The 12,098-nt window shown below is 46.3% G+C and carries 6 protein-coding genes; all 6 read right to left on the minus strand.

What is annotated here, in order from left to right; all coding sequences use genetic code 11:
• Nucleotides 1-22 precede the first annotated feature (22 nt).
• Nucleotides 23-1,963 carry an SGNH/GDSL hydrolase family protein gene (locus IDJ77_RS00970; RefSeq protein WP_191187052.1) on the minus strand — a complete coding sequence of 647 codons (1,941 nt, stop codon included), beginning with the start codon at nucleotides 1,961-1,963 and terminating at the stop codon, nucleotides 23-25.
• A gap of 121 nt (nucleotides 1,964-2,084) precedes the next feature.
• The gene (locus IDJ77_RS00975; RefSeq protein ID WP_191187053.1) at nucleotides 2,085-3,311 is read right to left on the minus strand and encodes a DUF4998 domain-containing protein; all 1,227 of its coding nucleotides are present in this window, start codon (nucleotides 3,309-3,311) and stop codon (nucleotides 2,085-2,087) included.
• Between the two features lie 25 nt (nucleotides 3,312-3,336).
• A complete protein-coding gene (locus IDJ77_RS00980) occupies nucleotides 3,337-4,581 on the minus strand; it encodes a DUF5000 domain-containing lipoprotein (protein ID WP_191187054.1) in 1,245 nt (414 codons plus the stop codon).
• Between the two features lie 30 nt (nucleotides 4,582-4,611).
• Nucleotides 4,612-6,522: a RagB/SusD family nutrient uptake outer membrane protein gene (locus tag IDJ77_RS00985; RefSeq protein ID WP_191187055.1), complete on the minus strand. Its 1,911-nt coding sequence runs from the start codon at nucleotides 6,520-6,522 to the stop codon at nucleotides 4,612-4,614.
• 25 nt (nucleotides 6,523-6,547) lie between these two features.
• On the minus strand, nucleotides 6,548-9,802 hold the full coding sequence (locus IDJ77_RS00990; RefSeq protein ID WP_191187056.1) for a SusC/RagA family TonB-linked outer membrane protein: 3,255 nt from the start codon (nucleotides 9,800-9,802) through the stop codon (nucleotides 6,548-6,550).
• A 632-nt stretch (nucleotides 9,803-10,434) separates the two neighbouring features.
• Nucleotides 10,435-12,087 (minus strand): sodium:solute symporter, encoded by a 1,653-nt coding sequence (locus tag IDJ77_RS00995; protein ID WP_191187057.1) that lies wholly within the window; start codon nucleotides 12,085-12,087, stop codon nucleotides 10,435-10,437.
• Nucleotides 12,088-12,098 lie beyond the last annotated feature (11 nt).

Genomic DNA, 12,098 nt, shown 5'->3' on the forward strand with positions numbered 1-12,098 from the left:
ATAAAACCACAAAAAGAATGGATTATTCACTCCTTAAAAAATTGACGATACGGCAGGCATAGCCCTTACTATTGGCGTTATGCTGGTCTGCTATTTTGAGTTTGAGCACATGTTTTCCCGGCTTTAAATTCCCGTCGAACAAAATATACCATGGCAGATGTAGCCAACCGCTCCATTGGGTGTACAAGTCGATATTTTGATAGGGCTTACCATCAATGGTGTAAGAAACGATACCCGCATCCCCGCCCGAAACAATGGCCATACCGATAACCGTTCCCCTAAAATTCAGCGTTAGTTCCGCGCCGGGTTTCTCTGCGGATAATACCGGTACATTTACAAAACCCGGGCGGGTGCCCAGGCCATCTTTTGGTACCCAGTTTGGGTTGATGCTCCAGCCTTCACCAGGCTTCGCCTTGTTGATGCTGTAATAATCGCCATTTACAAAGCTGGCAGCGTTTAGCCTTCTTGGTTTTGGTTCATATTTTCGCGAAGCTACGCCGGGGCTTATAGCCGCCTGCAGCAGGGCTTTTATATTGGCAAAATAAAGCTCCTGCCCAAAGGCAGCCGGGTGCAGGTCTTTAAAATCTCTGTCCCAGTCAAATTCTTTGTTCCGGATCTTATCATAAACTTCTTTAGCGATATTGATGGATGGCAGGCCGTAGCGCGATGCCACCAACTCGTGGTTAGCAACCTCTACAGGCGTTTTGCCCGATGCGTAATCCCGGTTCTTGTCCGGATCGGCGAAGGACATCATCACAATATCCATCTGCGGGTTCGCGCGTTTTGCATGGAGGACGATGCCCTCCAGATCGCGCACCTGGGTTAAGCTATCGGTGCTGTTTGCCCGGTCGTTCACCGCTGCTTCTAAAAACAGCAGATCGATCTTACCGGAATCCAGCAGATCGCGCTTTAGCCGGAACGCGTGCGGCAAGCTACCTAAAGACGGTATGCCAGCGGCGATAAACCTGAATTTGGTACCAGGGAAACGCTCCTTTAAATAAATAGTCACCTTATCTCTCCAACCCGGGTTAAAGGTGATAGAACCACCCAGAAAAGCAACCGTTGCAGGGCTGTGACGGAAACTATACAGCGATTTATTTAATCCTTTTCTCAGCTTAAAATAGTTAGCGTAAGGCAGCACCTGTTTTACGGGGTAGGCATTGTTCATCAAAAAATCGGCAATATCTTCCGGGTGCTCTATCATAAAATGATGACCGAACAATTCCTGTGGCTGTTTATCTATCACTACCTCGGTAGCCGGGCCACCCAAGGATCTGTAATTTTTCACCAGGATATTGGAGTTCTCGTTAACGGGAACCAATTTATCGGCGTTACTAATGTAATGCAACAAGGGCATATGGAATGCTGCCAGGCCCTCCAGGTTATCCACTGGATTATCTTTAAAGGCCAGAGCCTGCTCTTCGGTAAAGCCGAAAACCTGTTTAAATTGCTTCCATGATGTGGTATCGCCCATGCCTGTTCCTTTACCGCCGGGCCAGCTTTTAATATCGCAGACCGGGGTTTCGCCATAAATGCAGCTTATCTTATCTGGGTTTCGCTTTGCCCAGGCGTAAGCGTACAGGCCACCGCGGCTCACCGCTTCCAAAGCTGGTTTTGTACTGAATGATGCGTTTTTAAGGAGGTAGGCGTAAAACTTATCCCAAACTTGCATAGCCTGCGGGCCGCCGTATTGGTTATCCACATCAATATAAGCTACATACATCCCCCGCGAAAGCAAAATGCTATCCGCATCGGTATGCCAGTCGGGAAACGAAGAGCGCCAGGCCCAGGGGTTACCGGGCAGGGGCTTATTTGGCTTTACATAATAGCCATCGTGTCCCTCTATCTTAAAACTCACGCGTTCGAAACCCTTCCATTTGGCGTTTGCGGATCTGGCCTCCTGCGCATTGGCCGACAGTATAAAACAAAGGAAAACACAAAGAGTAAAGTAGTATTTCGACATAAGTAGCATGGTTTGGCCCGGTAAGGCGGCCTTGTATAACGAAAATAAGGTGTTTAAAACCAATAAACCATCCTTTTTGCAAAGAATGGTTTATTGATGTGTGTATCGGCTAAGATAAGATTTAGTTCAAAACGTCGTTCCAGAAGGTCATCTCGCTCATATTGCTATAGTTGCCATCGCCGGTTGTTACGTGCTTAATGCGTACACGGATGTATCTAACGGGCGGCACGGTACCGAAATCGTATTTCTTGGCTTGCTGGCCATCGTCTGTTCTGGTGATGTCTTTTAGCAAAGTCCAACCTTTGGCCACCATCTCTGCCGACCAGCCACCGTCCTTAGGAGACAGGCTTGTTTCGGCGCCGCTGATGTTGGCTATGCCCCAAATTTCAAACTGATCGGGGTTGTTACAGCAGTTACGGCCGATCTCTTCTATTGAGGTTAGTTTTTTGTACACCTTACCCATATCAAAAGTGATGGTATGCGGCATACCGTGGTCGCCATCACTGTGGAAGATGTTTGGATAACCCTGCGGACCGTTAGAACCGTCCCATAGCCTGCTTACGGTAGTTTCTCCGCTGTAAGTGCCGGCATCGCCATTTAAACGGTTCTCTCTGAACAATGCTTTATTACACTGCGCTATACCCGTAATGGCGGGGAAGGTGCCGTAGTTTGCCACAAAGAACGTATCGATAGAATTTTTATCAGGGATATATGAAGAACGAAACTGTACCGGCACACCCGATTTATAATCGGTTAGAGTGATGCCCAAACTGTCCGGTTTTAATTGTTTTACAACTTCTATCCCATCGCGGTTGGTGTATTTTATATCGGTACCAATGTTTACCACGCTGGTATCGCGCGGCAAAAAGTTAAGCCTGATATTACCATTGTCGCTCACCGAGAAAGGATTAGCCGCGTTGTAAGTACGGTTAAGCAAACCCGAGCGATAAATTGGCCCGTAAACCTTCACGTTATTGATATCCAATGGAATGGAGCGGTTACCCTTTGCATCATAAGAATAGATGGTAAACGAATAAATGTACTCGTTCAGTCCCGGGATGATAGCCGTGATAGAGTCTGCTGTATTGTGATTGGTAGACGTAAGGGTGATGGAATCGGCCTTATTGTTCCAGTAAATAACGTATTTGGTTATACTTGGATCGGGGCTTGGGTTCCACACCAGTGCGGCACGCAGGTTACCCGATTTGGCATGTATCTTTGCCACAAGGCCCGGGTACGTTACCTCCTTTTCTTTCAGAAAGTTTTTAAAGTCCTTATCATCATGGCTACAGCCGAGTAAACCCAGCAATATGCAGCAGAACAGACTGATATTTAAAATATTTTTCATAATTCCTTATTTTAATTATTATCTACTACAGTGGTTTACCAAAAACTGTAACCTCCATTAAGTGCGCGGCATCGCCCTGCCCCCAGGTATCGTGCACCAATATGCGCAGGTATTTTACAGGTGGCGCGGCTGCCGGCACCAGGAAATCTACCCCCGCCATCACAAATTTCTCGTCGGCGGCATTGGTAAAGCCAGGACTTAAGCCTGACGGCGGGTTGGGGTAACGGTAGTTGCTAAGATTTACCCAATCACCTACTACAGTACCAGCCGGTGCCGATTGCGGCAATACAACATCTGCCGGCGAAGCGGCATTAGACCCCCAAATGGTAAAGTTTTTAGGGTTACCATGGAAGAAAGCATACTCTAACGGCCGCTCATATATCTTGATGCGGCTTAGCTGTGTAGTTGGGCCAATACCAAATGTACATTGCATTGGTTTGCCGGTACCCGGGTTGGTGTGCCATCCATTCGAGTAGCCATCAACCTTACCATCCCATAAGTAAGGCAGATCCCATCCATAACCAATTTCGCTGTCGCTTGCCTGGCGGTAAACCGAAAATTTGGATTTATCAAGCTGTGTTTCAAACAGCGGCGTAAGGGTTACTATGGTGGTATCAGAAACATTACCAAACTTATCTGTAAGGTAAACCCCGAATTTTATAGGTACGGATGCATAACCGCGTACCGAGTAGGTAATTGTATCGGTATTGGTGTAATGCTGATCGACGACTTCTAAAAGTTCGGTGGTTTTGCTTAACGATACGAGTATTACTCCTATCTCTTTACGATTGGGGTTTAAGGCGCTGATAGCCACGCCGCCAAAATCGGTCGTGATCTTTACCGACGGTTTTATCAGTTTATAGAACGGTGTTGCCGGGTGCACGGTGACCGTAACCGGGTCCGACGACACGTTTGCACGGCTAACAGTGGTTAGCGTTACTTCATAATCCTTTACGTCGGCAAAACCATCAACCATAACCGTATCGCTATAGTAGCTCGATTTTGTTTCGCGGGCGGTTCTGTCGTTTATTTTATACTTGGCCTGCACGTATAAAATATTCTCGGAAGTTGGCAGGTCGTAAGTAATGTACGCGCCGCCATTAAAGTTTTTTACTTTAATATTGGTTACCACGCCGGGTTTGGTTTTGTCGGTAGAAACGGGCTCGGTATTAAACCCCTCATTCTTTTTACACGAGCCGATGATGCAGCTCAGTACCAGCACCTGTAACCAAAGCACTGTTTTGATGGAAAATCTATTTATCTTTTTCATATATCTAATACTTTTAGATGTTCAATAATTTTACCAGTAAGAGTTTTGCACCAGGTTGCTGTTCACAATAAGGTCCTGATCTTTTATCGGCCACAGGTAATTTCTCACCCCAAATACCGATGTAAATATGGTACGTGGCTGGTAATAGTTGGCAGGCTGTGTTTCGTACAGGTTCCAGCCCTGTATAGGCTGGCTCAGCACTATCTGTAACTCTTTCCAGCGGCGCAGGTCCCATCCGCTTTGTGCTTCAAAACAAAGCTCGATGCGCCGCTCCTGGTGTATGATCTGGCGCATACCATCTTTTGATGCCACTTTGCCCGGGTTGCTGGAGTAGTTTGTCCACGAAGCAACAACACCCTGCAGCCCGGCCCTTGTACGTACTTTATCTATATACGTTGTAACCTCGCCGGTGGGTCCATTAACCTCGTTCAGCGCTTCGGCATATAAAAGGTACAGACCAGCAAGCCTCATTACGGGCAAACGGTAGCTGGTTTCCTGGAAGCCATCATCATACACCGATAAATAGTTCACCAGTTTTTTTGGCCAATACCCGGTGATATTTAGGGTGTTGATATCTTTAGGGCCGGCGAAAGACTGGATACCCCGCGCTTCTACATGGTACATATCATTAGTGCTCACCTTGCCGTTACCAAACCATATACCGCCATCAAAACCCAGGCTGGCATACATGCGCGGCTCCCGGTTAAAGTGTTCTTTAACAGTTGAGTAATTTTTGGCGATATAGAAACGGTTGGCGTCGTCGCCGGTTTTTATGGAGTAGCGGCCCGCATAATCAAAGGTTTTATCCTCGTTTATCGGCACACCTTTGTCGCTGTAGAACATCTCCTGCGTAGCCAGCGGCACCGCAAAAAGCGAAGGGTTACTAAAGATGTTAACAACCCCTTTCTGCGTCAAACGTGGCGTGGCATACCCCTGGAACGGAAAAGTAGGATTTAAGGCCCAAATCAGCTCGGGGTTAACATCCCACTTTTCGGTAACGGCGTTTTGCACGCTCAATACAGTGCGCAACGAATCGGGTAGTACAGTGATGTTTGCGGGTGCAATAAAATTATAAAGCTTCATACCGGCACCTTCGCACGCGGTAATTGCTGTTTTGGCTGCATCGGCAGCCAGTTGCCATTTGGCAGCATCGTACGTAGCAGGGAAAAGCGCAACGCCGTCTTTATTTTTTAAACTATTGTAATCGGGGTTGCCGTTAAACAGCGGGCTTGCTGCTGTTGCCAATACTTCTGCTTTTACCGACAGGGCAATTGGCCTTGTAATACGACCTAGTTCCTGTACCTGGTTGCTGATAACGTTAGGCAAATCGGGCGCTGCTTCATCCAGCAGGCTTACAATGTAGGCAAACGTTTCATCAACAGTTGCGCGCTTTACCTTTAATTCGCTGGCATCTGCGGTAATATCCAAATTGGTTTTTACCAGCGGTATCGGCCCATACAAACGGGCAAGATAGAAATGGTAGTAAGCTTTTAAAAACTTCACCTCAGCTATCCAGCGTTTCTTTTCAAAGGTTGAAAGATCGGTCGGCTTATCTATATTCTCCAGCATGATATTGCAGCGCCTGATGGAGCGAAATATAGCCTGCCCATGCTTTTCGCCATCCCAAAAATTAAGTCCTGGTTGAGCACTGTTCTGGGTTCCACGCAGCAAACCAAAGCCGGTTTCATCGAGCGGATGCTTGGTTAAGTTATTAGGGTATACAATTTCACCGGAGGTTACGAAACCCGCGTTTGCTGTGGCATCGTAAAATTGCTGCAGCGTTGCGTAGCAGGTAAACAGGTAGTTCTCGGCCTCGTTGCGGTTACGGAAGGCATATTCCAGCGTTCCGGTACCATCTGGTGGTACGTCGAGGTATTTTTTGCACGAGCCGCCCAGTAGCAGTACTACCATAACGCATACAAATTTTGATATCTTTTTCATGTTACTGTTATGTAAAAGGTGCTGATTATAAATTGACATTGAGGCCTATGTTGAATACCTTTTGTATAGGGTAAGAAAAGCCGTTGCCGCCGATCTCGGGATCCCAAAGTTTAAAGGGACTCCAGGTATATAAATTCAAACCGTTAAAGTAAATACGGGCTTTGGTGAGCTTTAATTTGCTTGATATGTTTTTTGGTATGGTATAACCAAATTCAACAGATTTTAAGCGCAGGAAACTACCATCGCGCATCCACCAGGTGCTGTTTTGCCTGTTATTCTCTATCTGGTTACCGGTTACCCCAAGGCGCGGATATTGCGCATAAAGGTTTTGGTTTTCTTCGCTCCAGTGATTATCTGCAAATGCTTTCAGCAACTGTGTGTTGCCACTTGCATAGGCGCCATCAGGGCTTTGTATAAAAGGGCTGGTACGGCTTGGATCGATAAAAAAGCTTACCCTTGCCTGCCCCTGGAAGAACGCGGAAAGATCAAAGCCTTTGTAACCTGCAGATAAACCGTAACCGTAAACAATTTGCGGAATGGTGGGGTAACCAATGAAGGTTTGATCCTTATCATCTATTTTACCGTCGCTGTTTAAGTCGCGGTATTTAATGTCTCCGCCCTTTGGAGGAAAACCGTTGGTGGAAAATATCTGCGTTGGAGAATTGGCAGCTTCGTTATCATCCACAAACAAACGCTCGGCTATATAACCAATGCCGCGGTTAAGTTGCTGACCGGCGCGGTACCGGTATCCTTCGGGATATTCAGGCTCTTCGTATTTCTCGTACTTGGTAGATGCCAGGGTAAAGTTACCCCGGGCCTGGATCCAGCCGGTGCGTCCTATGGTTTGCTTGTAATCAGTCTGGAAATCAATACCCTTAGAGTTGGCGGTACCAAAGTTGGCACTCACGTTAGCCTCAAGTCCGGTTGTAGTAGGCAGCGCCGAACGGTCTTGTAACACATTGTAACGCTTGTATTTATACACCTCAGCCACGATATTCCAGTTTTTGAACAGCGTAAGTTCCAGGCCAAGGTTTAGCTGGCGCGATGTTTCCCAGGTGATATCGGCATTAGGGTAATTATATATGGTGACACCATTGCGCCCGTACCCATTATTAGTACCGAAATATGCCGGATTGCCGCCATTAAGCTCTACATTGGAGAGGTAGTAGAAGCGTTGGCTGCCTATCTGGTCGTTACCTACGGTACCGTAGCTGGCGCGCAGTTTCATGCGGGAAACCACATCATACAAACCGCGAAAGAAATTCTCGTCAGATACTATCCAGGAAGCGCCGATAGTTGGGAAGAAGCCGAAACGGTGCTCGCTCGAAAACCGCTCGGTACCGTTGTAACCAAAGTTAAACTCCAAAAAATAACGGCTTTTAAAGGAATAGGTAGCGCGGCCTGCAATGGTAACGTTGCGGTATGGCAGCGAACTTTGCAAGGTATTGGCATTACCATACAGCGTTTGCTGCTGGGTGCCTATTAACGCACTGCTGATGTTATGGTCGCCAAAACGTTTCGAATAATCGAGCACGCCCTGGAAGAACAGGTAGGTATTTAACTGGCTGGTGTTAGGGTCGCGGTAGTATTCCAGGTACTCTTTGGCGGCACCTGGTTGCGAGTTTAACCACGATAAAGTATATTTATCGGTTGCTTTATCGTAATCGCCAATGTTGTAATAGAACGGTGAATAGCCCATAGACGATTCGAAGTACGAAAAGCGGTTGGTGTGAAATAATCCACGGAAGTTAAGCCCCTGTGTTATGGCATCCAAACCCTGGTTGAGCTCTAACTGAGCCGACATACGCGATTGGGAGAAGTTTTTGTGCCCCCTTAATAAAGCAGCATATGGGTTTACATAAGCCACATTATTTGATTGCGCCGTGCTGCCCTGGGCTAACGCATTACCAAATAAAATATGCTTAGTGTTGATGTTAGCCTCATCTGCCGGGTAAAAAGCCGGAAACAACACCGGGCTGGTGTGCATGGCTATATTATACAAATCGGTAGAGAAGGATGCATCGGCAGTAAGCGGACCATTATACTCGTTAAAAGTACCTACCAGCCTTACAACCATCTCGGTAGATTTGGTAAGGTTGATGTTAATATTAGAACGCAGCTGGTAATTTTTAAAGTTTACGTTGTTGTTATTGTTATTCGCAATATCCTGGCGCAGGATCCCCCTATCGATATTGTACGAACCCGATACATAATAACGGGCAACGCCGCCGCCACCGCTAACGCTCATATCTGCGCGCTGCGTATTGGTGCGTTCTTTAAATAAGGTTTTTATCCAGTCAACAGCGGGATTAACATACTGGTTACTGCCGGGGGCGTTGTCCAAAGTTGCCTGGGTAGCAATAATTTTATTTTGGCTAAACGGCAACGGGCTCAACGGGTCGCGGGTGATGGTGGCCTCGTTAAAAAGCTTCATGTAGGTAATAGGATCGGCCAGTTCCAGGTTTTTGATAGATTGCGAGGTAGAGTTCTCCACACGGGCATTGATCACCGGCTTACCTACTTTACCCTCCTTGGTAGTTACTAAAATAACACCGTTTGCGCCACGTGCACCGTATAGTGCAGTAGAACTGGCATCTTTCAATATCGAGAAGCTGGCTATATCATCTACCTGCAAACGGGCAAGATCTGATGTGGACAGCTCTACGTTATCTATCAGTATCAGCGGGTCTTTTTTGTAACCGAAGGTGGTAACGCCGCGGATAAAGAAGGAGGCGTTATCCTGCCCCGGCTGGCCGCTTGGCTGGTAGGCAATTACACCCGCCACCTGGCCTGCTAAAGCGTTGGTTAAGTTACTCGCCGGTATTTTAAGATCCCCCGGCGTTACGGTAGTTACCGAACCTACTACAGCTTCCTTACGCTGCTTGCGGCCGTATGCGGTAACAACTACGTCGGCAAACTCGTTTTTAGATTCCTTAATAATAATTGGGTAGGTAAGCTTACCCGATAAAACCGTAAAGGTGGTTTCTTTATAACCTACATAGGTAACGCGGAATACGGTACCCGGCTCGGCATTGATAACAAAGTTACCGTTAACATCGGTTACCGTACCAGTATTCTTGCGGTTTTCGGCGGTGATGTTGGCACCTATAATTTTAAGGCCGGTGGTATCTGCTACTGTACCGGTAATAGTTATCTTGGTTTGTGCCGCCGCTTTGTTGCTATTAATGCATAGTATTAATATGCAACATAATACAGCAAGGTTGCCCTGCACAATTTTTGATAACCAATGGCTTTTTATGCGTTCGTAAAATGGTCTCATAAATATTTTCTCATAATTGGTTTTAAGTTCGTTGGATCGTTATTTATTTTTTCGGAGGCATAGGTATCCACCCACCGTACGTCAGTGTAAAAATTTACAAACCCCAGTTGTAAAATACGCTGATTACAAAGCGTGTTTATGCCTGCTGCCGGGATTCGGGAAATAACCTTTTTGAAGATGGGCGGGATCGGGGCTTATCCTGCACCTTTAACGGGGAAAGCAGTTTTGCTGCTTGCGTTTGGTAATAAATTTTCATAATTATAAGAATTGGTTAATTGGTTGGATAAATTTAGAATGTTCACAACGGCTTTAAAATGGATAAACCTTTAAAGGTGATGGACAATCGTATTATTTATTCCGTGAGTTTTTTGTATTGGTTATTACAAATAACATATATCTGCGCCAACAATAATTTTATGTTATTATCTAAGCATTCAGCGATATTGTACGGCCAAAAACAACTGTATTTTTGACATATTATAGCACATTCTATCAACTATCATAAAGCAATGGATTGCTTTATGCAATACCGATGGAACTATAGTCAATTTGTTTCGATATTGGCAAAAAACACTGCAATTGCCCTATTTTTTGTGATGGATATAAAAATGCAGGATTATGATATTATTTTATCACCTGAACACCCAGAATAACGCCACCATAATTACTATAAGCAGCACCGAAAGGAACTTGTAGTTCCCCACTCCTGCCCAGCCCGGGCTCTTCAGCGATTCGAGAGGTGATCTCCAGTAAAGCACCCCGCTTTCGGCGGTATGCTGCACTTTGTAGATAAAGGAAAGCGCCACCTGTAGTAAAACACAAAAAACAAACAGGTAAAAAGCCATCATCATAAACGGCACCTGCCCAAGCAGGGAGTGCGGCAAGGCTTTACTGTAAATAAAAACCAGCACCCCTGCCGCCGAGCCGATGTACAGGGTAAGCTGTGCCGATATCGCTGAAGCTTTTTTCCAGAAAACGCCTAACAAAAACACGCAGGTTATAGGCGGCGCTATGTGGGCGATGATATCGTTAAGTCCGTTAAAAATACTTTCGTAATTATTTAATAAAGGCAGCAACAATAAGGAGACGATGAAAGAAATCCCTGCCGCTATTTTGCCGGCGCGTACCAGCTTATCGTCGCTGGCATCGGGTTTGTAGCGTTTGTAAATATCATAGCTGGCCAGGGTGGAGATGGAGTTTAACGCGCCCGAGATCTGGCTCATTAAACCGGATAGTAAAGCGGCCACCAATATTCCCGCCAAACCTTTCGGTATCAGCTGTAATATCATCAGCGTATAAATACCCTTGCTGTTCACCACCTCTTTACCCGCTGCATCTACAGTTTTAAGGCTGCCCACATCTAAATGCCCGGTTTGGTACAAGGCATAGGCAAACAGGCCGGGCATCACAAAAATAAATACCGGCAGTATTTTAATAAAACCGCAAAACAAGGGACCTACCCTGGCATGGTTCTCGTCCTTAGCGCCCAATACGCGCTGAACGATGGTTTGGTCGGCGCACCAGTACCAGATGCCCAGCACCGGATAGCCCAATAAAACGGCATACCAGGGCAAGCCGCTTGCATCGCCATGCGGGCGCATCATCGAGAGTTTATTCAGTTCGTTCTTTTGCTGCAGCACATGCACCATATCATCCCAGCCGCCCATTTTTTGGTAGGCAACCACGCTCATGATCACCGCGCCGGAAAGCAGCACTACCGTTTGTATAGATTCGGTAACCACTACCGCTTTCAATCCCCCTACCACGGTATAAATAGTAGTGATAACCGCTATGATGATCACACTGGTGTACATATTTACCCCAAACAGGGTTTGCAACACAATACCACCGGCCAGTAACGAGAAAGAAATATGGATAATAATAGCTGACAATATAGAAATAAAGGCAAGCCAATCTCTGCTGGCGCGGTTGTACCTTTTCTCCAAAAAATCGGGCAGGGTTGATACGCCCGATTTGATATAGAAGGGTACAAAAAACAAGGCCAATAAGATGAGGGTAAATGAGGCCATCCACTCAAAGGTTCCGTTGAGGAGGCCGGTATCAAAACCGCTTTGGGCAAGGCTCACCAAATGCACGCAGGAGATATTGGTGGCAAACAGTGCCAACCCTATCATAGGCCATTTTAGGCTTTTGCCTGCCAAAAAATAGCTGCTCGCCGCGTTCTTTTTATTTGCCGAACGATGCCGCAGCCCGGTGTATAAGCCAATGGCCAATATCACCAGCACATATAAAATACTTACCGTGGCATCAAAAGAACCTATCATAACAATATATA

Source organism: Mucilaginibacter pankratovii (genome assembly GCF_014773265.1).
Taxonomy (GTDB): Bacteria; Bacteroidota; Bacteroidia; order Sphingobacteriales; family Sphingobacteriaceae; genus Mucilaginibacter; species Mucilaginibacter pankratovii.

Excerpts from the sequence above, each read along its gene's own strand:
- IDJ77_RS00975 (WP_191187053.1), bottom strand. The coding sequence starts at position 3,311 with ATGAAAAATATTTTAAATATCAGTCTGTTCTGCTGCATATTGCTGGGT.
- IDJ77_RS00995 (WP_191187057.1), bottom strand. The coding sequence starts at position 12,087 with ATGATAGGTTCTTTTGATGCCACGGTAAGTATTTTATATGTGCTGGTG.
- IDJ77_RS00970 (WP_191187052.1), bottom strand. The coding sequence starts at position 1,963 with ATGTCGAAATACTACTTTACTCTTTGTGTTTTCCTTTGTTTTATACTG.
- IDJ77_RS00985 (WP_191187055.1), bottom strand. The coding sequence starts at position 6,522 with ATGAAAAAGATATCAAAATTTGTATGCGTTATGGTAGTACTGCTACTG.
- IDJ77_RS00980 (WP_191187054.1), bottom strand. The coding sequence starts at position 4,581 with ATGAAAAAGATAAATAGATTTTCCATCAAAACAGTGCTTTGGTTACAG.
- IDJ77_RS00990 (WP_191187056.1), bottom strand. The coding sequence starts at position 9,802 with ATGAGACCATTTTACGAACGCATAAAAAGCCATTGGTTATCAAAAATT.